The organism is Brachymonas sp. J145, assembly GCF_036312245.1.
Classification (GTDB): Bacteria; Pseudomonadota; Gammaproteobacteria; order Burkholderiales; family Burkholderiaceae_C; genus Brachymonas; species Brachymonas wangyanguii.
Window position 1 is genome coordinate 14,674 of record NZ_JAZDCI010000006.1, and the last position, 26,555, is coordinate 41,228.

At 62.8% G+C, this 26,555-nt stretch carries 22 protein-coding genes and 1 tRNA gene; 6 read left to right on the plus strand and 17 right to left on the minus strand.

Features of this window, described 5'->3' with window-relative positions; genetic code table 11:
- Window positions 1–66: 66 nt before the first annotated feature.
- The 9 genes from V1261_RS07055 to cysS all read right to left on the minus strand — a co-directional run bounded on the left by V1261_RS07055 (window position 67) and on the right by cysS (window position 10,610).
- Window positions 67–702, minus strand: a complete 636-nt coding sequence (locus V1261_RS07055) for a formate dehydrogenase subunit gamma (protein WP_329770931.1) — start codon at window positions 700–702, stop codon at window positions 67–69.
- A complete protein-coding gene (gene fdxH / locus V1261_RS07060; RefSeq protein WP_329770933.1) occupies window positions 699–1,628 on the minus strand; it encodes a formate dehydrogenase subunit beta in 930 nt (309 codons plus the stop codon). The genes V1261_RS07055 and fdxH overlap by 4 nt, the downstream gene beginning before the upstream one ends.
- 13 nt (window positions 1,629–1,641) lie before the next feature.
- Window positions 1,642–4,731, minus strand: coding sequence for a formate dehydrogenase-N subunit alpha (gene fdnG / locus V1261_RS07065; RefSeq protein WP_465247264.1), 3,090 nt, complete (start codon window positions 4,729–4,731; stop codon window positions 1,642–1,644).
- 289 nt (window positions 4,732–5,020) lie between these two features.
- Complete coding sequence (locus V1261_RS07070) at window positions 5,021–6,160, minus strand: DNA glycosylase AlkZ-like family protein (protein ID WP_329770935.1); 1,140 nt, start codon at window positions 6,158–6,160, stop codon at window positions 5,021–5,023.
- Between the two features lie 56 nt (window positions 6,161–6,216).
- Window positions 6,217–6,309: transfer RNA gene (locus V1261_RS07075), tRNA-Ser, on the minus strand.
- A gap of 71 nt (window positions 6,310–6,380) precedes the next feature.
- Complete coding sequence (gene tilS / locus V1261_RS07080; protein WP_329770937.1) at window positions 6,381–7,460, minus strand: tRNA lysidine(34) synthetase TilS; 1,080 nt, start codon at window positions 7,458–7,460, stop codon at window positions 6,381–6,383.
- The gene (locus tag V1261_RS07085) at window positions 7,461–8,438 is read right to left on the minus strand and encodes an acetyl-CoA carboxylase carboxyltransferase subunit alpha (RefSeq protein WP_329770938.1); all 978 of its coding nucleotides are present in this window, start codon (window positions 8,436–8,438) and stop codon (window positions 7,461–7,463) included.
- A 91-nt stretch (window positions 8,439–8,529) separates the two neighbouring features.
- A complete protein-coding gene (locus V1261_RS07090) occupies window positions 8,530–9,231 on the minus strand; it encodes a DNA-3-methyladenine glycosylase family protein (RefSeq protein WP_329770940.1) in 702 nt (233 codons plus the stop codon).
- Window positions 9,231–10,610, minus strand: coding sequence for a cysteine--tRNA ligase (cysS, locus tag V1261_RS07095; RefSeq protein ID WP_329770941.1), 1,380 nt, complete (start codon window positions 10,608–10,610; stop codon window positions 9,231–9,233). The genes V1261_RS07090 and cysS overlap by 1 nt, the downstream gene beginning before the upstream one ends.
- A gap of 243 nt (window positions 10,611–10,853) precedes the next feature.
- Here cysS and V1261_RS07100 point away from each other — a divergent pair, with 243 nt between their 5' ends.
- From V1261_RS07100 to V1261_RS07110, 3 genes are all read left to right on the plus strand, one after another.
- Window positions 10,854–11,543 (plus strand): peptidylprolyl isomerase, encoded by a 690-nt coding sequence (locus tag V1261_RS07100; protein ID WP_329770943.1) that lies wholly within the window; start codon window positions 10,854–10,856, stop codon window positions 11,541–11,543.
- Between the two features lie 48 nt (window positions 11,544–11,591).
- Window positions 11,592–12,098, plus strand: a complete 507-nt coding sequence (locus V1261_RS07105; RefSeq protein WP_329770944.1) for a peptidylprolyl isomerase — start codon at window positions 11,592–11,594, stop codon at window positions 12,096–12,098.
- Between the two features lie 79 nt (window positions 12,099–12,177).
- Window positions 12,178–13,014, plus strand: a complete 837-nt coding sequence (locus V1261_RS07110) for a UDP-2,3-diacylglucosamine diphosphatase (protein WP_329770946.1) — start codon at window positions 12,178–12,180, stop codon at window positions 13,012–13,014.
- Between the two features lie 105 nt (window positions 13,015–13,119).
- On the opposite strand, the gene V1261_RS07115 is transcribed toward V1261_RS07110, so the two are convergent.
- Both V1261_RS07115 and V1261_RS07120 read right to left on the minus strand, forming a co-directional pair.
- Window positions 13,120–13,425 carry a hypothetical protein gene (locus V1261_RS07115; protein WP_329770948.1) on the minus strand — a complete coding sequence of 102 codons (306 nt, stop codon included), beginning with the start codon at window positions 13,423–13,425 and terminating at the stop codon, window positions 13,120–13,122.
- Window positions 13,426–13,614: 189 nt separating this feature from the next.
- The gene (locus V1261_RS07120; RefSeq protein ID WP_329770950.1) at window positions 13,615–14,760 is read right to left on the minus strand and encodes a ribosomal protein uL16 3-hydroxylase; all 1,146 of its coding nucleotides are present in this window, start codon (window positions 14,758–14,760) and stop codon (window positions 13,615–13,617) included.
- Between the two features lie 14 nt (window positions 14,761–14,774).
- Between V1261_RS07120 and V1261_RS07125 the strand changes: the two genes are divergently transcribed.
- The gene (locus tag V1261_RS07125; protein ID WP_329770951.1) at window positions 14,775–15,344 is read left to right on the plus strand and encodes an FKBP-type peptidyl-prolyl cis-trans isomerase; all 570 of its coding nucleotides are present in this window, start codon (window positions 14,775–14,777) and stop codon (window positions 15,342–15,344) included.
- A 74-nt stretch (window positions 15,345–15,418) separates the two neighbouring features.
- On the opposite strand, the gene argJ is transcribed toward V1261_RS07125, so the two are convergent.
- Window positions 15,419–16,651, minus strand: a complete 1,233-nt coding sequence (gene argJ / locus V1261_RS07130; protein WP_329770953.1) for a bifunctional glutamate N-acetyltransferase/amino-acid acetyltransferase ArgJ — start codon at window positions 16,649–16,651, stop codon at window positions 15,419–15,421.
- A 28-nt stretch (window positions 16,652–16,679) separates the two neighbouring features.
- Window positions 16,680–19,454, minus strand: coding sequence for a preprotein translocase subunit SecA (gene secA / locus V1261_RS07135; protein ID WP_329770954.1), 2,775 nt, complete (start codon window positions 19,452–19,454; stop codon window positions 16,680–16,682).
- Window positions 19,455–19,724: 270 nt separating this feature from the next.
- Between secA and V1261_RS07140 the strand changes: the two genes are divergently transcribed.
- Window positions 19,725–20,039 (plus strand): hypothetical protein, encoded by a 315-nt coding sequence (locus V1261_RS07140; RefSeq protein WP_329770956.1) that lies wholly within the window; start codon window positions 19,725–19,727, stop codon window positions 20,037–20,039.
- A 6-nt stretch (window positions 20,040–20,045) separates the two neighbouring features.
- Here V1261_RS07140 and V1261_RS07145 read toward each other — a convergent pair whose 3' ends face one another.
- The 3 genes from V1261_RS07145 to V1261_RS07155 form a co-directional block, all read right to left on the minus strand.
- Window positions 20,046–21,005, minus strand: coding sequence for an alpha-E domain-containing protein (locus V1261_RS07145; RefSeq protein ID WP_329770958.1), 960 nt, complete (start codon window positions 21,003–21,005; stop codon window positions 20,046–20,048).
- A 36-nt stretch (window positions 21,006–21,041) separates the two neighbouring features.
- A complete protein-coding gene (locus V1261_RS07150; RefSeq protein WP_329770960.1) occupies window positions 21,042–22,481 on the minus strand; it encodes a circularly permuted type 2 ATP-grasp protein in 1,440 nt (479 codons plus the stop codon).
- Between the two features lie 101 nt (window positions 22,482–22,582).
- On the minus strand, window positions 22,583–25,042 hold the full coding sequence (locus V1261_RS07155; protein ID WP_329770962.1) for a DNA internalization-related competence protein ComEC/Rec2: 2,460 nt from the start codon (window positions 25,040–25,042) through the stop codon (window positions 22,583–22,585).
- Between the two features lie 45 nt (window positions 25,043–25,087).
- Here V1261_RS07155 and V1261_RS07160 point away from each other — a divergent pair, with 45 nt between their 5' ends.
- Window positions 25,088–25,549, plus strand: a complete 462-nt coding sequence (locus tag V1261_RS07160; protein WP_329770963.1) for a RidA family protein — start codon at window positions 25,088–25,090, stop codon at window positions 25,547–25,549.
- A 39-nt stretch (window positions 25,550–25,588) separates the two neighbouring features.
- On the opposite strand, the gene V1261_RS07165 is transcribed toward V1261_RS07160, so the two are convergent.
- The gene (locus V1261_RS07165; RefSeq protein ID WP_329770965.1) at window positions 25,589–26,326 is read right to left on the minus strand and encodes a class I SAM-dependent methyltransferase; all 738 of its coding nucleotides are present in this window, start codon (window positions 26,324–26,326) and stop codon (window positions 25,589–25,591) included.
- Window positions 26,327–26,555: the final 229 nt, after the last annotated feature.

The window sequence follows — 26,555 nt, forward strand, 5'->3', positions numbered from 1 at the left end:
GTGCATAAAAAACGACCCCGGCACACTGGGTGCCGGGGCCTGGGAGGTATCCGTCAGCCGGCGGGATCAGCGCTTGTCAGCGCCTTGGCCAGTGACCTTTTTGTACCACAGATAATGGTTCTGCTTGGCCCAGCCAGCAGAGACCGTACCCTGGGTCATGGCACGGACCGTGCCCTTCACCCACAGGGCCGCGTAGATATGCATGACCACCACCAGCGAGATGATGAAGGCGGAAATGGCATGGATCACCACCGCGGCACGCTGCAGCGGAATCGGCACCGAATCGGCAAACCATTGTTGCCAGAACAGCAGACCGGTCACCAGCAGCAGCAGCAGGCAGATGGCCATCACCCAGAACACACCCTTCTGGCCAGCGTTGTACTTGCCAGCAGGCGGCATCGCTGCCTTGTTGCCCTTCAGCATGTCCGACGACTTGTTGATCCACTCCATGTCACGCGGACCGAAGAGGTTGTCCTTGGCCAGGGCAAAGAACATGAACAAGAAGGCGATGAACACGCCCACACCCAGGTAGGGGTGCAGGATACGCGTCCACTGCGGACCGCCGAACAGGTTGTTCAGGAAGAACAGGCTCGGGTGGAACAGGGCCAGACCGGAGAAGCCGGCCAGGCCGAACAGCAGCACCATGATCCAGTGGTTGAAGCGCATCATGCTGCCATAGCGTTGCAGGTAGCGTTTCATCATGCATCTCCTTCACGACGGCTAGTCGAATCAGCGTAGCCAACCGGGTCGGCCACATCGTTCTCGTCCTCGGGCTCGGGCACCGGGCCTACCTTCACGTAGTGGAAGAAGCCGGTCACGGCGGCACCGATCATGGCGGCCAGCGCCAGCGGCTTGGCCGCGCCCTTCCACAGCGACACCCAGGGGCTGATGGACGGATCCTTGGGCAGATCGTTATAGATCTCGGGCTTGTCCGCGTGCTGCAGCACATAGACCACGTGCGTGCCACCCACGCCCTCGGGGTCGTAGATGCCGGCATTCTCGTAGCCACGCTCCTTCAGGTCGGCCACGCGGGTCTCGCCGAAGTGCAGCATGTCTTCCTTGGTACCGAAGCGGATCGCGCCGGTCGGGCAGGTTTTCACGCAAGCCGGTTCCAGGCCCACGCCCACACGGTCGGAGCACAGGGAGCACTTGTACGCCTTGTTGTCCACCGTGTTGATGCGCGGGATATCGAACGGGCAACCCTTCACGCAGTAGCCGCAGCCAATGCAGTGCTCGCTGATGAAGTCGACGATACCGTTGGCGTACTGGACGATGGCACCGGGGGACGGGCAGGCCTTCAGGCAGCCCGGATCCTCGCAGTGCATGCAGCCGTCCTTGCGGATCAGCCACTCCAGACGGTCTTCCTCGACTTCGACTTCGGCGAAGCGCATGACGGTCCAGGCCTCGGGGCCCAGATCAGCCGGGTTGTCGTACACCCCGACGTTGTGGCCCACTTCGGGGCGGAGGTCGTTCCACTGCATGCAGGCTACCTGGCAGGCCTTGCAGCCGATGCAGCTGGAAACGTCGATCAGTTTGGCGACTTCAGGAGTCGCCTCCTTGCGCACCTGCGGAGACGGCGTGGTCGTGGCAGAGCGCTTGGCGATGTCAAGGGATTGCAAAGATGACATGTCGTGCTCCTGCTCAGGCCTTCTCGATGTTCACGGTAAAGCTCTTGTACTCGGGCGTCTGGGTGTTGGCGTCGCCCACGAACGGGGTCAGCGTGTTCACCAGATAGCCGGGCTTGGTCAGCCCCACAAAGCCCCAGTGGTTCGGCAGGCCAACGGTATCCACCGGCTTGCCATCGACCGTCAGGCGCGGAATGCGCTTGGTCACCACCGCCACGGCCTTGATGTAGCCACGGTTGCTCGAGACCTTCACCATGTCGCCGTTGTTGATGCCCTTGTCCTTGGCCAGCTCAACGCCGATCTCGACGAATTGCTGCGGCTGCAGGATGGCATTGCTCAGCGCGTTCTTGGTCCAGTAGTGGAAGTGCTCGACCAGACGATAGCTGGTTGCCACGTACGGGAAGTCCGCCGGCTTGCCAAAGGCTTCCATGTCCCCCTTGAACACGCGGGCGGCCGGGTTGGCGCGCGCCTTTGGGTTGTTCGGGTGCATCGGGTTGTTTTCCAGCGGCGATTCGAAGGGCTCGTAATGCTCCGGCAGCGGGCCATCGGCCAGGCCAGTCGGGGCAAACAGGCGACCCGTGCCTTCACCAGTCATGATGAAGGGCATCATGCGGTCCGGATCAGCCGGGTTCGCATCCGCCTTGTAGTCAGGCACGTCGGCACCGACCCACTTGCTGCCGTTCCACCACACCAGGCGGCGCTTCGGATCCCAGGGCGAACCATCGGGACGCGCAGACGCAGCGTTGTACAGGATACGGCGGTTGGCCGGCCACGACCAGGCCCAGTTCGGGGTCTGGCCATTGTCGTAGACGTCGGTGTTGTCGCGGCGCGCCATCTGGTTGCCGGCCGGCGTCCAGGAGCCGGCGTAGATCCAGCAACCGGAAGCGGTAGAACCGTCATCACGCAGCAGGCCGAAACCGGACAGCTGCTCACCGGCCTTGGCCAGCACCTGTGCTGCCGCGCCCGGATTGTTCGGGTCTGCCGGCGCAACCACATCGGTCACGGCATAGCCGTTGGACTCCATCGCCAGCTCGGTGGCGGTGGGCGCATGCGGCACCTTGTACTTCCAGTCCAGATTCACGATCGGATCCGGGAAGGCACCACCGTCCTTGCGATAGGCATCGCGCAGGCGGATGAAGATCTGGGCCATGATTTCCATGTCCGGCTTGGCTTCGCCCGGCGGGTTGGCGCCCTTCCAGTGCCACTGCAGCCAGCGGCTGGAGTTGGTGATGGAGCCATCCTCCTCGGCAAAGCAGCAGGTCGGAATGCGGAACACGGCGGTCTGGATTTCTTCCGGCTTCACATCGTTGTACTCGCCGTGGTTCTTCCAGAACTCGGCGGTCTCGGTGTTCAGCGGATCCATCACCACCAGGTACTTGAGCTTGCTCAGGCCGCTGATGATCTTCTTCTTGTTCGGGAAGGAACCGACCGGGTTGAAGCCCTGGCAGAAGTAGCCATTGAGCTTGCCCTGGTTCATCAGCTCGAACGCAGTCAGGATGTCATACAGACGGTCGTACTTGGGCAGGTAATCGTAGGCCCAGTTGTTTTCCTTGGTCGCAGCCGCGCCCCAGGTCGCCTTCTGGTAGCTCACGAAGAACTTGGGATAGTTCTGCCAGTAGCTCATCTGATTCGGGCGCAGCGGCTTGGTCGAGCGCGCGTCCAGATAGCCCTGCAGCTCCTGCTCGCTGTCGCGCGGCAGGCTCAGGTAGCCCGGCAGGCTGGTGGACAGCAGGCCCAGGTCGGTCAGACCCTGGATGTTGCTGTGGCCACGCAGCGCATTGATGCCACCACCCAGCTGGCCGATGTTGCCCAGCAGCAGCTGCACCATGGCCGCGGTACGGATGATTTCCGAGCCCATGCTGTGCTGGGTCCAGCCCAGCGCGTACAGAATCGTCATCACGCGGTCGGTCGTGGCCGTGCTGCCGATCATCTCGGCAACCTTCAGGAATTTCTCCTTGGGCGTACCGGTGATCTGCTCCACCACTTCCGGCGTATAGCGGCTGTAGTGGCTCTTCATGATCTGCAACACGCAGCGCGGGTGCTGCATGGTCGGATCAATCTTGGCGTGATCGCCTTCCTTCTCGTAGGCCCAGCTGCTGTTGTCGTAGCCACGCTTCGCTTCGTCGTAGCCCGAGAACAGGCCGTCAGTGAAGCTATAGCCCTCGTTCACGATGAACGCGGCGTTGGTGTAGTTCCGGACGTATTCGGTCTGGATCTTGTCATTGCTCAACAGGTAGTTGATGACGCCGCCCAGGAAGGCGATGTCAGAACCGGCACGCAGCGGTGCGTAGTAGTCGGCAACGGCTGCGGAACGGGTAAAGCGCGGATCGACCACGACCAGCTTCGCCTTGTTGCGTTGCTTGGCCTCGATCACCCACTTGAAACCCACGGGGTGTGCTTCGGCGGCGTTACCGCCCATGATCAGCACGAGATCGGCGTTCTTGATGTCCTCCCAATGGTTGGTCATCGCGCCGCGCCCAAACGTCGGAGCCAGACTGGCTACCGTCGGGGCGTGTCAGACACGTGCCTGGTTGTCGAAGACGATGGCACCCGTACTGCGCATCACCTTGTGGGTGATATAGCCCGCCTCGTTGGAGGAGGCAGACGCAGCCAGGAAACCTGTCGTGGTCCAGCGGTTCACCGTCTGGCCAGCTTCGTTGGTGGCGATAAAGTTGGCGTCGCGGTCTTCCTTCATCAGCTTGGTGATGCGGCCCAGGGCCTCATCCCAGCTCAGGCGCTTCCACTCGTTGGTACCGGGCTCGCGCACCTCGGGGTAACGCAGGCGGTTCGGACTCTTGACGTAGTCCAGGATGCCGGCGCCCTTCGGGCACAGGGAACCACGGCTGACCGGGTGATCCGGGTCGCCTTCGATGTGGATGATGCTGCCGCGCACGTTCTTGGCGCCATCACCCAGGGTGTACATGATCAGGCCGCAACCTACCGAACAGTAGGTGCAGGTGTTACGGGTTTCCGTGGTACGTGCCAGCTTGAACTGGCGCGTTTCGGCAAGTGCGGCGGTGGGCGAGAAGCCCAGGACCACCATGCTGGAACCTGCCAGCCCTGCCCCACTGACCCGGAAGAATTGTCTCCGGTCCATATCCATCATGGCCGTGTCCTCCAAGAGCATTTATGAAAATTGTGACTGCCAGTCCATCGTAGCCTGACAGTTATCACCGTGAGACCGGCTTAACCCGGTACAGGAGCGTAATTCTGCCATGTTGGACTGGTTGCCAGCAGCAACATTATCGGCCATTCACCGTGTACCTTGTCTGGCCGCAACCTCAACCTGCCGTCTTACTCAGTTAATACTTTAACCAATGGAGGATCGTTATGCGCTTGCAGACATAACACATCGAAAGCCTAAGGCAGCAAGCACACGACTTGGCCAGTTTTTATCAGGCTGCCGGGCTCTGGCCGTTCCCGGCCAGAGACGTATCCGCACGCGAGGCAAGAAATTGCTCCATGCGCTGCAGCTCCTGATCCAGTCCCTTTTTGAAGCCGAGCGCTCCAGGACGCGTGCCTGTGACATAGCCGAAGCTGGCATCCAGTCGTCCGGCCTTGATGGTCACATTGGCCCAACCAACCACCTGATCATGCCAGAGCATGGGCAAAGCATAATAGCCAAACCGTCGCTGCGCTGCCGGGGTATAGGCTTCTAGCTTGTAATCCCAGTTCCAGAATCGAGAAAACCGCGCCCGATCCCAAACGATGGGATCAAACGGTGCCAGCAAGCGCACGCCCTCATCCACCAGGTCCCGATGGGAAGCTGGACACTCATCGGAAGGCCAGTACCAAGTAGTCCCTGCTATCTGGCAACTGCTCAAGGTCTGGCGCGTCAGATTTAGCGCAGTACGCGTCTGTTGCGACAGATGCGGTGCTCCGTAATCCAGCAGTCGTACCAGATATGTCAGGCTACTGGCTGGCAAGGGTGCGTACTTGTTCACCACCAGGTCGATCAATGCGGTAGCACGTCGAGCCTGATCCTGCGGACTGTCGTCCAGCGCGGGATGGCTGGCCAAGGCATAGATACGCGTGCCACTGTCACGCCGCTTGACCCGGAGCAAACCGCGGTAATGCATATCGTTCAGCAGCTGCGTACCGGCTCGGCTCGAACCGCCCCAGTAGTTCTGCACCCGTCCTTGGGCAATATGCTTCTCCAGCTCTCGCGGATGCACTTCTCCCCGCTCACGCACAAACGCCAGTACATCGGCAGCCTTGCGCAGGATATCTGCATCCCAGACGCGTTTTGGCTGGCGTGGCTGCAACAGGGACACGGCTTCGCTTGGCAGAAAACCATAGTTGACCAAATAGTCTTCATCGACTGGTAGCCGTTCATAACGCCGCTCCAGATCGCCTGCACGATAACCCTGCACACGATGCCGCAAAGTCAGATCCTGCGCTCGGGCTGGCGCACGTATCGGGTCTGCCTGTACAAAGCCCAGACGACGGATGGCGGCCAGCAGCGTTGTCGCAGGGAACAGGCTGCGCGCTATTGCATAACGGCGCAAATCTTCAAGCTTGGGTGCAGTGGACATGGAAGTATGGGTACACAAAAAAGCCCGCCCTGACTTGCGTCAGGGCGGGCTGATTCTGGCGGAGACGGAGGGATTCGAACCCTCGATGGGGCTCTACACCCCATACTCCCTTAGCAGGGGAGCACCTTCGGCCTCTCGGTCACGTCTCCAGCAAAGCGCTATTGTAGCGCAGTTTTTTATCGTTTGTCAGCACGCCAACCCAACTTTTGCGAAACAAGGCTCAGGCCTGTTCCACCCACCCCAGCAACTCACCCTGCCGCACCACATAGCCCGGCCCGACCCGGATCCGGATCTGGTGGCCACGCGTGGTGCAGGCCGCCAGCACCTCCAGCAAGGCATGCAGCTGCGCCTCACTGCCGATCACGCCATGTGCCTGCTTGAGCCAATGGCGCAAGGCATTGGCCTGGCGTGCAAGTGACAGTGCCTGCAAGGTCCGGATGCGCGGCGGCTGGCCGGCCTGCTGCAGGTCGATCGCAGCCAGTTCCTGCAACAGCTGGTCGGCTTCGGCCGCCAAGCGGGCGCTGCGGGCGAAGCTGCTGCGGAACGCCGGCATGGCCTGCTCCAGCACCGGCAGCAGCGTATGGCGGAAGCGGTTGCGCGTAAAGCGCTGGTCCACGTTGGTGGGGTCATCGATCCAGGGCACCTGCCATGCTTGCAGCCAGCGGCGCAATTCAGCCGCAGGTACATCCAGCAGCGGCCTGGCAAACAGCATGCCATGGCGCTTAAAGCGTGCCGCCATTGCCGCCAGACCGGCGACACCGGCGCCACGGCTCAGCGCCAGCAGCAGGCTTTCGGCCTGGTCATCGGCATGCTGGCCCAGCAACACCAGGCTGGCGCCCTGCTCGCGTGCCATCTCGGCCAGCGTGCCATAACGCGCCTGGCGCGCACTGGCTTCCAGGCTGGCGCCGGGCTGGTGATCGACCTGGATATGGCGGCTGCACCAGTGCAGATCCTGCTGCAATATCGGGTGCGCTGCCTGCAGTGCGGCGCAAAAAACCTGCCCGTGGTGTTCAAAGCCATCCGCGGCCTGTTGCAGGCCATGGTGCACATGCAGCACCACCAACCGCGTCGGCCAGCGCAGCGCCGGAAGCTCATCGCGCTGGCGCAGCAGCAGGCGCACTGCTGCCAGCAGCAAGGCGGTGGAATCGGCACCACCGCTGTAGGCGATACCAAGCACGGTCGGGCCGGGCTGCGGCCAGGCCTGCCACCACTGTTGCAGCGCGCGGTCGGTATCGGAGTCGGGCCAGTCCATCAGGGCCGGCAGGCCGGCCTGGCTGGCATCAGCCAAGGGCGTTGTCACTCAGGCGGCAGCCGGGCCGGTATCCTTGAAACGGCCGTAGCTCTGCAGGCGATCGTAGCGCCGGTCCAGCAGCTCGTTCACCGGCAGCTCCACCACCTGGTTCAGCGCATCGACCAGCGCCGTCTTCAGCTTGCTGGCCATCTGCTGGTGGTTGGTATGGGCGCCGCCCACCGGCTCGTTCACGATCTTGTCGACCAGGCCCAGCGATTTCAGGCGTGGTGCCGTCACGCCCAGCGCCTCGGCGGCTTCCTCGGCGCGGTCGGCGGTCTTCCACAGGATGGAGGCACAGCCTTCGGGACTGATCACGGAATAAACGGAATACTGCAGCATCAGCACCTGGTCGGCCACGCTGATTGCCAGCGCGCCACCGGAACCACCCTCACCGATGATGGTGGTGATGATCGGCACTTCCAGCTGCGCCATCTCGAAGATGTTGCGACCAATCGCCTCGCTCTGGCCGCGTTCCTCGGCGTCGATGCCGGGATAGGCGCCCGGAGTATCGACAAAGGTGAACACCGGCAGGCCGAACTTCTCGGCCGTCTTCATCAGGCGCAGCGCCTTGCGATAGCCTTCGGGCTTACTCATGCCGAAGTTGCGCAGGCCGCGCTCCTTGGTGTCGCGGCCCTTCTGCTGGCCCAGCACCATGCAGGGCCTGCCGTTGAAGCGCGCCAGGCCGCCGACGATGGAACGGTCATCGGCAAAATGGCGGTCGCCATGCATCTCGACGAAATCGGTAAAGATCTCGCGCACATAGTCCAGCGTATAGGGCCGGTCGGGGTGACGCGCGATCCGCGTGATCTGCCAGGCGGTCAGGTCACTGTAGATATCCTTGGTGAGCTGCTGGCTCTTCTTGCTCAGCTGGTCGATCTCGGAAGAGATGTCAACCGCCGATTCGCTCTGCACCTGGCGCAGTTCTTCGATCTTGTTTTCAAGTTCGGCAATGGGTTGCTCGAAATCGAGGAAGGTCCGTTTGGCCACTTGAACTCCTTTGGGGGAACATGCCGCGTATTGTAAGTTGCATTGCCCTGACCCACGGTCAGAACGCGATGGTTGGGAGGGTAACTGGACTTCAGTAAGCCACCGGCACCGGTTCCAGCGAGCGCCAGATGAACCAGGTGGCGACAGTGCACCAGGGTTTCCAGGCTTCGGCCACCTCGCGCATGTCGCTGCGGCTGACCGGTTCGCCGGAAAAATAGTTCTGGCTGATACCTTTCACCAGGCCGGCATCGTCCAGCGGCAGCACGTTCGGGCGCAACAGGTGGAACATCAGGAACATCTCGGCAGTCCAGCGGCCGATGCCGCGGATCTGCACCAGTTCGCTGATGATGGCCTCGTCGTCCATGCCCTGCCAGGCCTGCGGGTGCAGCCGGTCTTCGGCAAAGTGCAGCGCCAAGTCATGCAGATAATCCGCCTTGCGTGCGCTCAGGCCGGCCGCACGCATCTGCTCGGTCGGTAGCGCCAGCACCTGCTGCGGCAGCATCTGGCCACAGGCCGCTTCAAAACGGTTCCACACCGACTGCGCTGCCTTGACGGATATCTGCTGGCCGATGATGCTGCGCGCCAGCGTGCTGAAGGCATCGCCACGCGACTGCAGGCTGGTATGCGCATACAGCGGAATCAGCCGTTTCATGACGCGATCGCGCCGCGCCAGCTGCTTGCAGGCCTCGGCCCAATAATCCGGAAATGGCACGGTCAGCTCCTGTACCGGAACGGCGACGGTAGATGCGCGGGTGCTGCTCACGACCAGTGCCTGGTTACTGCTACTGCCCATTACTGTGCCATTTCCCAGGTCGTGCCGCTGGCACTGTCCTTCAGCACCACGCCCTGCTCCAGCAGGTCCTTGCGGATGCGGTCGGCCTCAGCCCAGTCCTTGGCCACCTTGGCGGCAGCGCGCGCGGCAATCTGCTGCTCGATGGCGGCAGCGTCGAGGCTGGCACCCGCCTGCAGGAACTGCTGCGGATCCGCCTGCAGCAGGCCGATCACGCCACCCAACGCCTTCAGCAGGCCGGCCAGTTCCGGCGACTGGCTGCGGTTGACTTCGGACGCCAGTTCGAACAGCACGGCCACCGCCTCGGGCGTACCGAAATCCTCATCCATGGCGGCCTGGAAGCGCGCCGCATACGGATTGGTCCAGTCCATGCTGGCGGGCACCTCGGCCGGCACCAGGCTCAACGCCGTGTACAGGCGCTTGAGCGCGGCGCGCGCATCGTCCAGATGGGCATCGCTGTAGTTGAGCGGGCTACGGTAGTGCGCGCGCAAAATAAAGAATCGCACGGTTTCGGCGTCGTAGTCCTGCAGCACCTCGCGGATGGTGAAGAAGTTGCCCAGGCTCTTGGACATTTTCTCGTTGTCCACGCGCACAAAGCCGTTGTGCATCCACAGGCGCGCAAAGCCGTCGCCATGGGCGCCTTCACTCTGGGCGATCTCGTTCTCGTGGTGCGGAAACTGCAGGTCGGCACCGCCACCGTGGATGTCAAAAGTTTCGCCCAGCAGCGCGCAGCTCATCGCCGAGCACTCGATATGCCAGCCCGGACGGCCGCTGCCGTAGGGGCTGCTCCACTTGGCCTCTTCCGGCTCGCCTTCCTTGGCCGATTTCCACAACACGAAATCGAGCGGATCCTGCTTGCCGTCCTGCACCGCCACGCGCTCGCCGGCGCGCAGCTCGTCAGGCGACTTGCCGGACAGCTTGCCGTAACCGGGAAACTTGCGCACCGCATACAGCATGTCGCCATTGCCGGCCTGGTAGGCCAGGCCCTTGTCCTGCAGCGTGCCGATGATGGACAGCATCTGCGGCACGAAATCGGTGGCGCGCGGCTCGTGCGTCGGGCGCTCGATGCCGAGCGCATCGGCATCTTCATGCATGGCAGCAATCATGCGATCGGTCAGGCCGCGCATGGTTTCGCCATTCTCCAGCGCACGCTTGATGATCTTGTCGTCGATATCGGTGATGTTGCGCACATAGGTGACGCGGTAGCCGCTGGCTCGCAGCCAGCGCTGCACCACGTCAAATGCCACCATCACGCGCGCATGGCCGAGATGGCACAGGTCGTACACCGTCATGCCGCACACATACATGCGCACATGGCCAGGTTCGAGCGGGACAAAATCTTGCAGGTCACGCGCCAGCGTGTTGTAGATACGGAGCGTCATCGTCGTGTGGAGAAATCCGGAGACTGGCCGCAGCAGACGCCACGGCTGAAAAAGCCCGACAGGCTGCTGTCGGGCTGAAGCGGTCTGGACGCACTGTCAAAAAGTACGTCAGGACTTCCAATGGTACCCCAAACCGATGATTGCATTCGGCAACAGCCGGACACAGCGTGTGGCAGGCCTCTTGCCGTATGCTGCCATAATGCGCCTGCCTGATGCCTCGAATCCCTTTGCAAAGCTCTTTCCATGACACCACGCACCTTCTTTTTTTCCAGTCGCCGTACCCTGCTGGCCAGCGCCCTGATGCTGACGCTGGGTACGCCGGCGCTGGCAGCCAAGCCGGCACCGCAAGTCCAGTTCACTACCAGCGAGGGCAACTTCGTGGTCGAGCTATATCCGGACAAGGCGCCCAAAACCGTGGCCAACTTCCTGCACTACGTGAAGGCGAAGCACTACGATGGCACCATCTTCCACCGCGTGATTCCGGACTTCATGATCCAGGGCGGCGGTTATGATGCCAAGCTGATCGAACGCCCGGCGCGCCAGCGCGTGGTGCACGAAGGTCGCCAGGCCTACCAGGCCGGCCTGCGCAACGTCACGGGCAGCATCGCCATGGCGCGCACCAATGATCCCGATTCTGCCGGCGCCCAGTTCTTCATCAACGTAAAGGACAACGGCTTCCTTGATCCGGTGCCGATTCCCGATGCCGATCCGGTGCCACGCTTTGTCTACCAGGGCCGCACTTACACCAACGTGTCGCGTGCCAGCCTGGAGCGCGCACCGCAGCTCTACGGCTACACGGTTTTCGGCAAGGTCGTCAGCGGCATGGACACCGTGATGCGCATACGCCAGCAGCCGACCGGCCCGCTTGGCCCTTTTGCCAGTGATGTTCCGCGCCACACCATGCTGATCGAATCGGCGACACAGATAAAATAAGCGTTCGTCTGCCATTGGCAGCTCATTTTTCAGATACAAAGGCAACCCATGTCCAACCCCCAAGTCGAACTGCAGATCGCCGGCCTCGGCAACATCACCATCGAACTGGACGCCGAAAAGGCGCCCGTGACCGTGGCCAACTTCCTGGAGTACGTGAACAAGGGCCACTATGACGGCACCATTTTCCACCGCGTGATTCCCGGCTTCATGATCCAGGGCGGCGGTTTCGTCCCCGGCATGGACCAGAAGCCCACCGCTGCCGAAATCAAGAATGAAGCCGACAACGGCCTGAAGAACGACAAGTACACCATCTCCATGGCCCGTACTTCTGCGCCGCACTCTGCCAGCGCCCAGTTCTTCATCAACGTCGCCAACAACGACTTCCTGAACTTCAAGTCCCCCACGGCCCAGGGCTGGGGCTATGCGGTATTCGGCAAGGTCGTGAGCGGCACGGAAGTGGTCGACCAGATCGCCAAGGTCGTGACCGGCCGCCGCGGCTACCACGATGATGTGCCGAAGGACGACGTGCTGGTCGAGAAGGCCACCGTGCTCTGATCTGACAGCGCTATCGCACAGGCCACGCAGCCCCTCGCTGCCGTGGCCTTTTTCTTGATCCGATTCCCGCCACACGCCCATGAGCACGCCTGCCCCCACGCACCCGATTCCTGACGCCGAACTGCTGCTGGCCGATGCCGGCTGGCACACCATCGACTGCATTTCCGACCTGCACCTGCAGCAGGACGGCGCCACCTGGCAGGCCCTGCTCGGCTACCTGCGCCAGACGCCGGCGCAGGCCCTGTTCCTGCTCGGCGACATCTTTGAAGTCTGGATCGGTGACGATGTGCTGCAGGACAGCAACCATGCTTTCGAGCAGCTGGTGGCTGACGAGCTGGCCGCATTGGCGGCACGCGGCTGCCAGGTGTTCCTGATGCATGGCAACCGCGATTTCCTGCTGGCACAGGCCTTCTGCGAGCATGCGCAGGCGCGCCTGCTGCCGGACCCGAGCGTGCTGCAGCTGCCCGATGGCGAGCGCGTGCTGCTCAGCCACGGCGATGCGCTATGCATTGATGATGTGGCCTATATGCAATTCCGCCAGACGGTGCGCAACCCGGCGGTGCAGCAGCAATTCCTGCAGCAGCCGCTGGCCGTGCGCATGGCGATGACGCAGCAGATGCGCGCCCAGAGCGATGCACGCAAGAACGAACTGGGCGTGGAAGGCTATGCCGATGTGGATCCGGCACTGGCGCGTGCCTGGCTGCAGGCGCATGACGCTGCCACGCTGATCCATGGCCATACGCACCGCCCCGGCGAACACGCCCTGCATCTGCCGGAAGACAGCTGCGCGCTGCAACGCATCGTGCTGAGCGACTGGCAGCTGGAGCCCGGCCGCGGCCCGCAACGCGCCGAGGTGCTGCGCTGGCAAGCCGACCATGCTGGCTGGCAGCGCCTGCCACCAGCGGCCGCCGTCTGAATCCACCTGAATCCGCCTGCTTTCAGGCATGAAAAAACCGCCTTGAATTCAAGGCGGTTTTTGGTGCTGCATGGCAGCTTGCGCTGCCATGTGGCTGACCTGTGCTTACTTGGAAGCAGCAGCGTCAACAGCAGAAGCAGCAGCGTCCACAGCGGAAGCAGCGGCGTCAACTGCGGAAGCAGCAGCGTCGGTAGCAACAGCAGCAGCGGAAGCAGCGGCGTCAGCCGTAGCGGAAGCAGCGTTGTCCACGGTGGTAGCAGCAGCGGAAGCAGCAGCGTCAACAGCGGAAGCAGCAGCATCAGTAGCGGAAGCAGCAGCAGAAGCGGCTTGCACAGCAGCGTCTTCTTTCTTGCCGCAAGCGGTCAGGGCAGCAGCAGCGATAACAGCAGCGATCAGGTAAGACTTGTTCATTTTTTCAATCCTTGAGGAATGTGTTGGGTACGAAACAGTTTCCGGGAGTGTTTTCTGCCTGTCGGCAGAAGACGGGAGGAAGCCCGTTACTTGCCCCCTGCACCGCATTATAGGGAAAACACCCGCTAAGCTGACAGAAGCTGACACCCTGCTTGTGAGCAATTGTCAATCTGTTGTCAGCTTGCCACATCATTGCTGCAATGCAGCACCTGTATGGCCCCAACCATCATCAGCCCAGGACAGCAACAGCGCCCGCGCCTCCTCGCTCGCCGTAGCCAGCGCGTCGGCATCGAGCTGGCGCTGGTTGGCCAACTGGCGCATCAGCGCCGCATCTTCCCCTGCAGCGCGGTAGCTTTCACCGTTGATGAACACATGGCGCTCGTCATACAACATGCGCGTACGGCGATCCAGCCAGAAGCAGGCCTGTAGCACCTCGGGCTGCTGCTCCGGCACGTCAAACCAGACGTTGGCTTTCGGTTCGGTCAGGTATTCGCCCAAGGCGCATGCCAGATTGTCATCATCCTGTAACGCTTCTGCAATGGCCTGCCGCGCAAAATCCTGCATGCTGACCGGAATCGCCGCCGAGGCCTGTACCGCCGGCTGGTCGGCATCTTCATACAGATCCTCGCCCAGCGCATCGGCAGCCGGATCGGCCATGCGGCCCAGCAGTTCACGTGCCAGATCGCCACGCTGCGGCACGCGGAAGCCGATGGAATAAGTCATGCACTCGCCATCTTCGGCGATGCCGTCATGCGCCCAGCCCGGCGGCAGGTAAAGCATGTCGCCCGGCTCCAGCACGAACTCCTCTTCCGGCTGGAAATCGGCCAGGATGCGCACCGGCAGATCCGGCACCAGCGTTCGATCTTCCTGGCGGCCGATGCGCCAGCGGCGCTTGCCCATGGCCTGCAGCAGGAACACATCGTAGCTGTCAAAGTGCGGACCGACGCCACCGCCTTCTGTAGCGTAGCTGATCATCACGTCGTCAAGGCGCGCATCGGGAATGAAGCGGAACTGCTGCATCAGCTGGTGCACCGCGGCATCGTGCAGGTCCACGCCCTGCACCAGCAGCGTCCATTTCGGCTCGTCGTAATCCGGCAGGTCTTCCGCCTCGAACGGGCCACGCTCCATCTGCCAGCCACCATCTGGAAAATCGCCGATCAGGCGCGATTCGACCTCGTCCTGGCTGGCCAGATCGGCCAGTTCCTCGCGGCTGAGCAAGGGCTGGAAACCGGGAATCGCCTGGCGGATCACCAGCGGCTGGCGCTGCCAGTATTGCTGCATGAAATCGGCGGGAGAAAGTTGACCCAGCAGGGCCATGGGGATTTGCGTGTTCATGGGACAATTGTGCAATGGAAAACACCACAGATACCGATACCCCTGACACCCCTGCCGTCACTGACCAGTCGGTGGTGGCCCTGACCTGGGTCATGAAAGACTCCATGGGCGATGTGCTGGACGAGCTGGAAGACCCGGTCGAATTCCTGGTCGGCGGCGATGACCTGCTGAACAGCATCGACCAGGCGCTGATTGGCCGCCAGGTCGGCGACACGATCAAGCTGGATCTGGAGCCGCTGGACGCCTTTGGCGATTACGACGAGAACCTGATCTTCCTGGAAGCACGCACGCTGTTCCCGGCCGAGACCGAGGAAGGCATGACGTTTGACGGCCAGGGCCTGCCCGCCGGCTGCAGCGCGGACATCCCGCAGGACGCGCTCTATATCGTGACTGACCTGTATCCCGATCACGTGGTGCTGGACGGCAACCACCCGCTGGCCGGCATCAGCCTGCACCTGCAGCTGCGCATCCACGGCGTGCGCGAAGCCACGGTGGACGAAATCGGTCGCGGTTCGGCCGGCACCGGCTTCTTCAAGCTGGAGCCGGGGGCGCAGTTGCTGCCGGGCAACGATACGCTGCACTGAGTTCATCCCTACCCTGCAAACGCAAAAGGCGGCTCATGGAGCCGCCTTTGTCATGTCTGGATCAGCCGATCAGATCACGACCGGTAATCCGCATTGATGCTCACGTAATCGTGGCTGAAGTCGCAGGTCCAGACCGTGTCGGAGGCATCACCGCGACCCAGTTGCACGCGCACGGTGATCTCGGCCTGCTGCATCACGCGCTGGCCATCCGCTTCCTGGTAGGACGGGTTGCGGCCACCTTGCGTGACCACATGCACGTCATCCAGGTAGAGCTCGATCTTTTCCTGGTCCAGATCGGTGATGCCGGCATATCCTACCGCCGCCAGGATGCGGCCCAGATTCGGGTCGCTGGCGTAGAAGGCGGTCTTGACCAGCGGCGAATGCGCGATCGCATAGGCCGCCAGACGACACTCCTCGGCGGTCTTGCCGCCTTCGACCTGCACCGTGATGAACTTGGTGGCACCCTCGCCATCGCGCACGATGGCCTGTGCCAGCTTCAGTGCCACCGCCTGCATCGCCGCCTTCAGCGCCTGACCGTCAGCGCTGTCGAGCGAGGTGATCTCGGCATGGTCGGCCTGGTTGCTGGCGATCACGACAAAGGAATCGTTGGTGGAGGTATCGCCATCGATGGTGATGCGGTTGAACGAGCCATCAGCCAGCTCACGCGCCAGCTGTGCCATCACGCCCTGGCTGACACGCGCGTCGGTGGCCAGAAAGCCCAGCATGGTGGCCATGTTCGGGCGGATCATGCCGGCACCCTTGCTGATGCCGGTGATGTGGACGCTAGCACCGCCGATTTCTGCCGTGGCACTGTAGGCCTTGGGCAGGGTATCGGTGGTCATGATGCCTTCGGCGGCCACGGCCCACTGGTCCGGCGCGGCTGCGGCGATCGCATCCGGCAATTTGGCGATGATGCGATCCACCGGCAGCGGCTCCATGATCACGCCGGTCGAGAACGGCAGGATCTGCTGCGGCTGCACGCCAAGCTGTGCCGCCATGGCATCGCAGGTCTGGCGCGCATGCTGCAGGCCGCTGGCACCGGTACCGGCGTTGGCATTGCCGGTGTTGACCACCAGTGCGCGAATGGCCGCGTTGTCGGCCGCCAGATGTTCGCGGCAGACCTGCACCGGTGCGGCGCAATAGCGGTTCTGCGTAAATACGGCACCAACGCTGGCACCCTCGTCCAGCAGGATCACGGTCAGGTCCTTGCGGTTGGCCTTGCGCACACCGGCTTCGGTCACGCCCAGACGCACGCCGGCGACCGGATGCAGATCTTCGGGACGGGGGGCTTGGAGTTGTACGGGCATGGAAGCTCCTGCAAAAAAGAAGGAAAAATCAGCTCAGCTTGCCGTGGCACTGCTTGTACTTCTTGCCACTGCCGCAGGGGCAGGGATCGTTGCGACCGACTCCAGCCAGGGCCTCGGGCGGCAGCGAGCCGTCTTCACCCAGCGGCACACCGGCGTTCTGCTGCGGCTCGCCGGATTCATCGGGCGAAGTGTAGGTGATGTTGATGTAGCCACCACCGTCGTTGCCCACCATCTGGTCGGCGGCCTGGTCCAGCTGCTCGGGCGACTGGATACGCACCGTCATCAGGATGCGGGTGACATCATTCTTGATCGCGTCCAGCATCTGGCCGAACAGTTCGAAGGCCTCGCGCTTGTATTCCTGCTTGGGCTGCTTTTGCGCATAGCCGCGCAGGTGGATGCCCTGGCGCAGATGGTCCAGCGCGCTCAGGTGCTCGCGCCAGTGCGTGTCAATGCTCTGCAGCACCACGGCACGCTCGAAGTTGACGAACTGCTCTTCGCCGACCAGCTCCAGCTTGCTCTGGAAGGCGGCATCGGTTTCCTGCAGTACGCGCTCCAGGATGTCCTCGGAGGTCATGCTGCTGGACTGCTCGACCTCGGCGCGCAGGTTCATGGGCACGCCCCACTCTTCGGCCAGCACTTTTTCCAGGCCGGGCAGGTCCCACTGCTCTTCCATGCTTTCCGGCGGCACGAAGGCGTTCACCAGATCGGTGAAGCAGCCGTGGCGCAGGCCGTCCACGACGTCCTGCACGCCCAGCGACTCCAGCACCTCGTTGCGCTGGCGGTAGATCACCTTGCGCTGCTCGTTGGCGACGTCGTCGTACTCGAGCAGCTGCTTGCGGATATCGAAGTTGCGCGCCTCGACCTTGCGCTGCGCGCTCTCGATGCTGCGCGTCACCATGCCGGCCTCGATGGCCTCGCCTTCGGGCATCTTCAGGCGGTCCATGATGGCGCGTACGCGGTCACCGGCAAAGATGCGCATCAGCTGGTCGTCCAGGCTCAGGTAGAAGCGCGAGGAACCCGGGTCACCCTGGCGGCCGGAACGGCCGCGCAGCTGGTTGTCGATACGGCGCGATTCGTGGCGCTCGGTCGCGATGATGCGCAGGCCACCCAGCTCACGGATGGCGTCGTGGTCGGACTGCCAGTTATCGCGCAGGCTGGTGATGCGCTGCTGGCGCGTGGCGTCGTCAAGCGAAGTGTCGGCCTCGACGGCGGCAATCATCTTTTCCAGGTTGCCACCCAGCACGATGTCGGTACCGCGACCGGCCATGTTGGTGGCAATCGTGATCATCTTGGCACGACCGGCCTGGGCCACGATCTCGGCTTCGCGCTCGTGCTGCTTGGCATTGAGCACCTGGTGCGGCAGGCCAGCTTCGGTGAGCATGCCGGAGATGATCTCGGAGTTCTCGATCGAGGTCGTGCCGACCAGCACCGGCTGGCCACGCTCGTAGCAGTCACGGATATCGTCAATGGCAGCCTGGTACTTCTCGGGCGTGGTCTTGTAGACGCGATCCAGCTGGTCCTGGCGCGCACTCGGGCGGTTCGGCGGGATCACCACGGTCTCGAGGCCGTAGATTTCCTGGAATTCGTAAGCCTCGGTATCAGCGGTACCGGTCATGCCGGACAGCTTTTCATAGAGACGGAAATAGTTCTGGAAGGTGATCGAGGCCAGCGTCTGGTTCTCGGCCTGGATCGGCACGTTTTCCTTCGCTTCCACGGCCTGGTGCAGGCCATCGCTCCAGCGGCGGCCTGCCATCAGGCGGCCGGTAAATTCGTCCACGATGACGATTTCCAGCCCCTTCTCACCCTGCTGCACCACATAGTGCTGGTCGCGGTGGTACAGGTTGTGCGCACGCAGGGCGGCGTACAGGTGGTGCATCAGCGTGATGTTGGCCGGGTCGTACAGCGAAGCACCTTCGGGCAGCAGGCCGATCTTGCTGAGCAGCTCTTCGGCGCGTTCGTGACCCTGGTCGGTCATGTAGACCTGATGCGCCTTTTCGTCCACGGTGAAATCGCCCGGCTTGGTCACGCCTTCGCCGGTCAGCGGATCGGCCTCGCCCTCCTGGCGTGTCAGCTGCGGCGCGACCTGGTTCATCACGCGGTACATCTCGGTATGGTCGTCGGCCTGGCCGCTGATGATCAGCGGCGTGCGTGCCTCGTCGATCAGGATCGAGTCCACCTCGTCGACGATGGCGTAGTGCAGCGGACGCTGCACGCGCTCGTTCAGGTCGTAGACCATGTTGTCGCGCAGGTAGTCAAAGCCGAATTCGTTGTTGGTGCCGTAGGTGATGTCGGCGGCGTAGGCCTGCTGCTTCTCGGCGCGCGCCATGTTGGGCAGGTTGATGCCCACCGTCATGCCCAGGAAGTTGTACAGACGGCCCATCCACTGCGCGTCACGGCTGGCCAGGTAGTCGTTGACCGTCACCACGTGCACGCCCTTGCCGGTGAGTGCATTCAGGTAGACCGGCAGCGTGGCAGTCAGGGTCTTGCCCTCGCCGGTGCGCATTTCGGCGATCTTGCCTTCGTGCAGCGCCTGGCCACCAATCATCTGGACGTCAAAGTGGCGCATCTTCATGATGCGGCGCGAGGCCTCACGCACCAGCGCAAAGGCTTCGGGCAGCAGGCTGTCGGTGCTGGCGCCATCGGCGATGCGCTGGCGGAATTCCGCGGTCTTGGCCGGAATCTGTTCGTCGGTGAGTTGTTCGTATTCTTTTTCGAGGGCGTTGATGCGCGAGACGACCTTGCGGTACTTGCCCAGCAGACGGTCATTGCGGCTGCCGAAGATTTTTGTCAGGATTGTGGCCATGCATCTACATCACCGCCTGCGCTGTCGCAGCGCCAGACGGCCATGTCCTTGGTAGGTAATGAAAACCGGAGCACCGGGATAGGGAAATCCGAAAAAGGCTACATGGGGGCAAAAGGCCGTACTGCAAGCCACCTCCCCATGCCGGACCCGGCTCCCGCTGCCGGATAAGACGATCTATTCTACTCTTGCCACCTGTCTGCCATGTGTCACCAGCCCCTGCGCGTGTGACAAGGTGCTGCACGGCGGCGGCGACTGGCCGATAATCCCTGCATGAAGCGCAAGCATTACGCCATTCACGTCAACCAGGCTGCCGAGGAAGCACCGATCCTGGGATCCTTGCTGCAGTGCATGCAGCTGTCGCAGCAGTGCAGTCAGAGCATTGCGCGACTGGTGCCGCCGATGATGCGCAGCCGCATCACCTGGGGTGCGGTGCAGGACGGCGAGTGGTGCGTCATCATTTCCGGCAATGCCGTGGCGGCCAAGGTGCGCCAGCTGCTGCCGCTGTGGCTGTCGCGGTTGCAGCAGGACGGCCTGCCGGTGCAACGCATCCGGCTGCACATGGCCGGCAGCGGGCCGCAGCGCTGAGCCGGCTCAGTGTTCCGGGTGCAGGAACTCGCGCGATACCGCCACGCCCAGGGCGTGGATGCGCTCCAGGAAGTGCGTCAGGTAGGCATGCAGCCCGGTATGCAGGATCTCGCGGATATCACCATAGTGCAAGTCGGTCTGCAGCCGTCCGGCCAGCCGGCGTGACTGGCTGCCGCTGTGCATGCTGGCACCAATGCTTTCCAGCTTGATCACCACCTGGTTCAGGCAATGCGTCAGGGAGCGCGGCATGTCGCCCCGCATGATCAGCAACTCGGCCACGCGTTCCGGCGTGATCACGTCGCGATAGACCTTGCGGTAGATCTCGAAGGCCGAGACGCTGCGCAGGATATTGCTCCAGTAATAAAAGTCCAGCTCCTCGTCATCATCGAGATCCATCGCTGGCATTCGGTCATTACCGTGGAACTTCACATCCAGCAGGCGCGCCGTGTTGTCGGCACGCTCCAGAAAGGTGCCCAGCCGCATGAAGTGGAGGGACTGGTCCATCAGCATGGTGGCGAGGATCACGCCACGCGACAGGTGGGAGTTGTACTTGACCCACTCCAGGAAGCGGCTCGGATCCGAGCGCAGCACATCGGTCTTGATGAGGTGCTTGGCGTCCAGCCAAACCTGGTTATAGGTTTCCCAGACCTCGGTGGTCAGCGTACCCCGTACCGCGCGTGCATTCTCGCGCGAGGCATGCAGGCAGGACATGATGGAGGCCGGGTTGTCCATATCGGCGACCATGAAGTCGATTACCTTGTCAGGCTGGATGTCGCCGTGACGCCGGCGATAGGCGGGCAGCAGTTCACAGATCGACAGCAGGCCGGTCCAGCCTTGCTCGGCCTGGAAAGCTGACTGTGGCAACAACGTGGTCTGGTAGTTCACGTCCAGCATGCGTGCGGTGTTTTCGGCACGCTCGATATAACGGGACATCCACAGGAGGTGATCGGCGGTTCTGGATAGCATGATGGCCTTCGGTTTGCGTGAATGGGAAAATTCTGGTCAGACGACCCAGGTGTCCTTGGTGCCGCCTCCCTGAGAGGAGTTGACCACCAGCGAGCCTTCTTTCAAGGCAACCCGCGTCAGGCCACCTGCCACCATTTCCACGGTTTTGCCAGACAGAACGAAGGGGCGCAGATCGATGTGGCGCGGCGCAATGCCCTGCTCCACATAGGTCGGGCAGCTGGACAGGCTGAGCGTCGGCTGCGCGATATAGCGCTCCGGATGCGCCTGCAGCACCTGGCGGAATTCCGCAATCTCTGCCTTGCTGGCGGTCGGGCCTATCAGCATGCCGTAACCGCCGGCACCGTGCACTTCCTTGACCACCAGCTCGTCCAGGTGCGCCAGCACATGCTGCAGGTCGTCGGGCTCGCGGCAGCACCAGGTCGGCACGTTGGAGAGCAGCGGCTTTTCACCCAGATAGAACTCGATCATTTTCGGCACATAGGGATAGATCGACTTGTCGTCGGCAATGCCGGTGCCGACGGCATTGCATATCGTGACACGACCGGATCGATAGGCTTCCATCAGTCCAGGGCAGCCCAGTGTGGAATCGGCACGGAACACGGTTGGATCCAGGAAGTCATCATCGACCCGACGGTAAATCACATCGACGCGCTGCGGGCCCCGCGTGGTGCGCATATAGACAAAGCCATCCTTGACAAACAGGTCCTGGCCTTCAACCAGCTCCACGCCCATCTGCTGCGCCAGAAAGGCATGCTCAAAATAGGCACTGTTGTACATGCCGGGCGTGAATACCACCACCACCGGCTCGGACACCGCGCCGGGAGCACAGGAGCGCAAGGTTTCCAGCAGCAGGTCAGCATAGTGGGCGACCGGCTCGACCTGATAGGTGCGGAACAGTTCGGGGCACAGACGCATCGACATCTTGCGGTTTTCCAGCATGTAGCTGACACCGCTGGGCACGCGCAGATTGTCTTCCAGTACGAAGTATTCGCCGTCTTTGGAACCATGGCTGGCTCGAACGATATCAATGCCGCTAATGTGCGAATACACCCCATGCGGTACCACCACACCTTCCATCTCCGGACGATATTGCGCGTTCTGCAGCACCTGGTCGGCCGGAATCACGCCCGCCTTGAGAATGTCCTGGTCGTGGTAGATGTCCTGAATGAAGCGGTTCAGTGCAGTCACACGCTGCGCCAGCCCTTTTTCCAGCTGTTGCCACTCCTGGGCAGGAATGATGCGTGGAACCAGATCAAAGGGGATCAATCGCTCGGTACCGGCACCATCCTCGTCTTTTTCGCCATATACGGCAAAGGTGATGCCGACCTTGCGAAAGATCATCTCAGCCTCTTCTCGACGCCGCTGCATTGATTCGGCTGTCTGGCTACGCAGCCACTCGGCGTAGCGCAAATAGTGGTCGCGAACCTGATCATCCGCGTAAGGCACGGAGGCAAACATTTCATCAAAGGCGCGCATGATCGTCGGGACTCCTCAGGTTTGGAATGGATCACTGCAAGACAAGCAAGAATGATGCCTAGTTGTAATCTGGTGTAGCAATTGCTGCCGCAACTTCAAATTTATAACATCCGGAATGACCAGAAGTGGGCATTTCCTGCCCTCTCGCAGTGCATCCGCTGATCCTGTGAGCTCCACAATGCAGCACCACAACTGTCGCTGCGCACTACGTTGGCACCCTGCTCCTGCAAGCGTTGCAAGACCTCGGTATGCGGATGACCATAACGGTTACGGTAGCCGTGCTGGATCACTGTCCAGCGCGGCTGCACCGCCTGCAGCCAGTCCGCACCCGTAGAGCTGTTGCTGCCGTGGTGGCCGGCTAGCAGCACATCGGCACGCAGATGCTGCGCCGGATAGCGTTGCAGCATGCGCTGCTCGCTGACAAATTCGGCATCCCCCATCAGCATGGCGGTACGCTGGCCGTTGCTGATACGCAGCACGCAACTGCCGGCATTGCCCCAGTCACTGCCGGCCAGATCCTGCGCTGCCGGATGCAGCACCTCGAACTGCACGCCATCCCATGCCCAGCGCTGGCCCGCCAGACAGGGCTGGATCTGCCGCTGCTCATGCAGCGGATGGCCCGGCTCAATGACGCCGGACAACACGGCCTGCGGCTGGCTCGCCAGCAGGGACAGCAGGCCCCCAACGTGATCGGTATCGGAATGACTGAGCACGATGCGGTCCAGCTGCAGGCCTTGCGCTGCCAGCATCGGCGCCAGAATGCGCTCGCCGGCATCGGTATGGCGGCCGATGGCGGGACCGGCGTCGAACAGCAGGCTGTGGCGTGCCGTACGCAGCAGCACGGCACCACCCTGCCCCACATCCACCGCCTGCAGGCTGAAACCACCAGCGGGCGGTGCCGGAGCCTGCCAACCCAGTACCGGCACCAGGCAGACCGCACCCAGCGCACGCCACCACAGCGGCAGGCGCAGGCACAGCAACGCGCCACCAGCGATGCCGATGGCGCCAACCCAGACCGGTGCCATCGCCGTGCCGTAGACCGCCCACGGATAGGCCGCCATCCAGACCAGCCCCGGCCAGCACCATTCCAGGATCACACCAGCCAGCGTCCAGAGTGGTGCCCACAGCATGCCCAGCATCGCCAAGGGCGTGACCAGTACGGTCACCAGGGGCACGGCCACTGCATTCGCCAGTATTCCGACCACCGACACCTGGCCAAACATCAGCAAGGCCAGCGGCGTCAGCGCCAGTACCACCACCAGTTGCTGCTGGCCAAACGCGAGTACTGCTGCCAGCAGGCGCGCCCACCAGTTGTCTGGGGTTTCGGATTTCGCCGAATCACCTGTCAGGAACAGCACCCCCACTGCCACAAAGCTCAGCCAGAAACCCGGCTGCATCAAGGCCAGCGGATGCAGCGCCGTCACCAGCACCGCAGCCGCACCGAGCACCGCATGCCAGGGCCATTGCCGGCCACTGCAGCGCAGCAAGGCCACCACCGCCAGCATCCAGACCGTGCGTTGCGCCGGTACGCCCCAACCGCTGAACCAGGCATAGCCAGCTGCCAGCAGGCAGGCACCGATGGCCGCCGCATGCTGTGCCGGCAACCACAGGCAGCACGGCCAGCCCCGGCGTGCCGTCCAGCGCCAGCCCCAGCCGACCAGGGCCGCTGCCAGCCAGGCAAACATGGTCACATGCAGGCCGGAAATACTCACCAGGTGCGCGATGCCAGTCAGCCGGAACACGGTCCAGTCGTCCTGCGCTATCGCTGTCTGATCCCCCACCACCAGCGCCACCAGCAGATTGCCGGCGCGCTGGCCCTCTACATCACCTGCGCTCCAGCGCGCCCGGATCTGCTCACGCACGTGCAGCCGTGCCCGATCCAGCGCATGCTGCGGAGACAGCCAGCCCGCATCGGGCAGACGCATGGCGCCCTCCTGTGCACGCACCTGCGCCGTGGCGCCCAGCCCCTGCTCCCACATCCAGCGCTCCAGATCAAAGCCGAAGGGATTGCGATAGCCATGCGGCCGGCGCAGCTGCAGGCTGAGCTGCCAGCGCTCGCCCGGCTGCACGCAAGCCTGGCACTGCCCGGCAACCGCCTCTTGCGACCAGCCCAACGACAGGCGATCAGGCAGGCGCACGGCACGGCCATCCGGGAGCAAGGCCTGCTCCACCAGGAATTCGAAGCGCGACCCGTCCGCCGACCACTGCGGCAGGCCTTGCACCACGCCGGTGACCAGCAAGGTCTGCCCCTCCAGTTCCGGATCCAGCTGCTGTGCCTGCATGCCATGCGCCTGCCAGCCCGCCACGCCCCAGCCCAGACAGGCCAAGGCCAGCCACAAGGCCGACAAGGCGCGGCGCTGTTTCAGGCACAATCCGATGATGCCAAGTGCCAGCAGCACGGCCAGCTGGTAATGCAGCAAGGCCGACAGGCTGGCCTGTTGCAGCTGCAGCCAGATTCCGGCCAGCCAGGCCAGAGCGCCTCCCGTGATGCCCGGCGACGGCCAGATCCGGCTGGACTGCCTTACCGTATAGTAATTATTTTGTATTAATATTTGACGCATGCCGCGATGGTAGCGCAAATCCCTCCCACTTCACCAGGAGCCCCCATGTCCGATATCTACACCCGCCTCGAAGCCCAGGGTATCAGCCTGCCGCCGGTCGCCGTGCCGGCTGCCGCCTATGTGCCTTACATGCAAACCGGCAACCTGCTGTTCCTCAGCGGCCACATCGCCCGACGCGATGGCACAGTCTGGACCGGCCAGCTCGGCAAGGACATGGATACCGCCACCGGCGCCCAGGCGGCACGTGCCGTCGCTATCGACCTGCTCGGCACGCTGCAGGCCGCCACCGGTGACCTGAAGCGCATCAAGCGCGTGGTCAAGGTGATGAGCCTGGTCAACTCCACCAGCGACTACACCGAGCAGCACCTGGTCACCAACGGCTGCAGCGAGCTGCTGGGCGAACTGTTCGGTCCGGAAGTGGGCACGCACGCGCGCAGTGCCTTTGGCGTGGCCCAGCTACCGCTGGGTGCCTGCGTCGAAATCGAGATGATCGTGGAACTGGCCTGATGGCCTGAACATGGTGGCGCGCCAAGGTGCGCCTGTGCCTTATTCCCAGGACAGCAGGTACATGGCGTAGAACGGTACGCCCGACAGCATGGTGAAGCCACCCATGGCCATCGCCAGCGTCCAGTCATAACCCGCCATCACGTCCTTGCAGTCCAGCTGCTTCAGGCGCCCTTCCAGGGCCTGCAGGCTGCCGGCGTGCGTCAGGCCCCAGCGCAGCTTGGCTCCCGTCTGACGCAGCGAAGGATGCCAATAGGCCGAACCGCAGGCCAGCTGGCTGAAGGCATCCATCACCATCTGCGAACCGATCGGCAGGTGCGTGGCCAGGCTATGCAGCAGGTCTCGCACCTGTTCCGGGTCCAGATACATGGTGACGCCTTCCAGCATCACGAACACCGGACGCGTGCCAATCTGCTGCAGCGGCAACTGCTGCCACCAGTCCGGCGCGGTGAGGTCGAGCGTGACAGCATGATGACGCGCATTGATGCAGGGAAGAAGTTGCTCACGCAACTGCATCACCTCAGGCAAGTCGGCATCGACCATGATGCTGCTGCCACTGTCCAGCCACTGGAAATACTGGCTCAGGCCACAGCCCAGATTCAGGAACACGGCATCCGGATGCTGCTGCAGAAACGCCAGCGCCTTGTCGAGGATGAACCGGGTACGGACCAGCACGCCCCAGATGCTGTGGCGATCTTCCGCCCAGCGCGATCCGTCGTCGCCCATGGACTGCAACACACCGGCAGCATACTGGTCATGAATGGCCAGTTGGGGAAACATGGCATCGCCGAGCGCGCGTCCTGCCAGCGGGATGCGCAAGGTAGAAGGGACCGTAGTCAGCCCTGAAGCCAGGGTCAGCGGGCTAGCCCGATCTGCACCAGTACTGCGTGCCATATCCATGATTCTTCTCAGGCTATTGCACCGGCACAGCGCCGATGCTGTTGCTTTATACATACATGCTACCGTACGTATGTGACGCACGATCGTGCTTTATAACTAGCCCAAGGGT

What these genes read in the sequence shown, in the direction of transcription:
- V1261_RS07055 (WP_329770931.1), bottom strand. Translation starts at nt 702, where the DNA reads ATGATGAAACGCTACCTGCAACGCTATGGCAGCATGATGCGCTTCAAC.
- fdxH (WP_329770933.1), bottom strand. Translation starts at nt 1,628, where the DNA reads ATGTCATCTTTGCAATCCCTTGACATCGCCAAGCGCTCTGCCACGACC.
- V1261_RS07070 (WP_329770935.1), bottom strand. Translation starts at nt 6,160, where the DNA reads ATGTCCACTGCACCCAAGCTTGAAGATTTGCGCCGTTATGCAATAGCG.
- V1261_RS07090 (WP_329770940.1), bottom strand. Translation starts at nt 9,231, where the DNA reads ATGGGCAGTAGCAGTAACCAGGCACTGGTCGTGAGCAGCACCCGCGCA.
- cysS (WP_329770941.1), bottom strand. Translation starts at nt 10,610, where the DNA reads ATGACGCTCCGTATCTACAACACGCTGGCGCGTGACCTGCAAGATTTT.
- V1261_RS07100 (WP_329770943.1), top strand. Translation starts at nt 10,854, where the DNA reads ATGACACCACGCACCTTCTTTTTTTCCAGTCGCCGTACCCTGCTGGCC.
- V1261_RS07105 (WP_329770944.1), top strand. Translation starts at nt 11,592, where the DNA reads ATGTCCAACCCCCAAGTCGAACTGCAGATCGCCGGCCTCGGCAACATC.
- V1261_RS07110 (WP_329770946.1), top strand. Translation starts at nt 12,178, where the DNA reads ATGAGCACGCCTGCCCCCACGCACCCGATTCCTGACGCCGAACTGCTG.
- V1261_RS07115 (WP_329770948.1), bottom strand. Translation starts at nt 13,425, where the DNA reads ATGAACAAGTCTTACCTGATCGCTGCTGTTATCGCTGCTGCTGCCCTG.
- V1261_RS07120 (WP_329770950.1), bottom strand. Translation starts at nt 14,760, where the DNA reads ATGAACACGCAAATCCCCATGGCCCTGCTGGGTCAACTTTCTCCCGCC.
- V1261_RS07125 (WP_329770951.1), top strand. Translation starts at nt 14,775, where the DNA reads ATGGAAAACACCACAGATACCGATACCCCTGACACCCCTGCCGTCACT.
- argJ (WP_329770953.1), bottom strand. Translation starts at nt 16,651, where the DNA reads ATGCCCGTACAACTCCAAGCCCCCCGTCCCGAAGATCTGCATCCGGTC.
- secA (WP_329770954.1), bottom strand. Translation starts at nt 19,454, where the DNA reads ATGGCCACAATCCTGACAAAAATCTTCGGCAGCCGCAATGACCGTCTG.
- V1261_RS07140 (WP_329770956.1), top strand. Translation starts at nt 19,725, where the DNA reads ATGAAGCGCAAGCATTACGCCATTCACGTCAACCAGGCTGCCGAGGAA.
- V1261_RS07145 (WP_329770958.1), bottom strand. Translation starts at nt 21,005, where the DNA reads ATGCTATCCAGAACCGCCGATCACCTCCTGTGGATGTCCCGTTATATC.
- V1261_RS07150 (WP_329770960.1), bottom strand. Translation starts at nt 22,481, where the DNA reads ATGCGCGCCTTTGATGAAATGTTTGCCTCCGTGCCTTACGCGGATGAT.
- V1261_RS07155 (WP_329770962.1), bottom strand. Translation starts at nt 25,042, where the DNA reads ATGCGTCAAATATTAATACAAAATAATTACTATACGGTAAGGCAGTCC.
- V1261_RS07160 (WP_329770963.1), top strand. Translation starts at nt 25,088, where the DNA reads ATGTCCGATATCTACACCCGCCTCGAAGCCCAGGGTATCAGCCTGCCG.
- V1261_RS07165 (WP_329770965.1), bottom strand. Translation starts at nt 26,326, where the DNA reads ATGTTTCCCCAACTGGCCATTCATGACCAGTATGCTGCCGGTGTGTTG.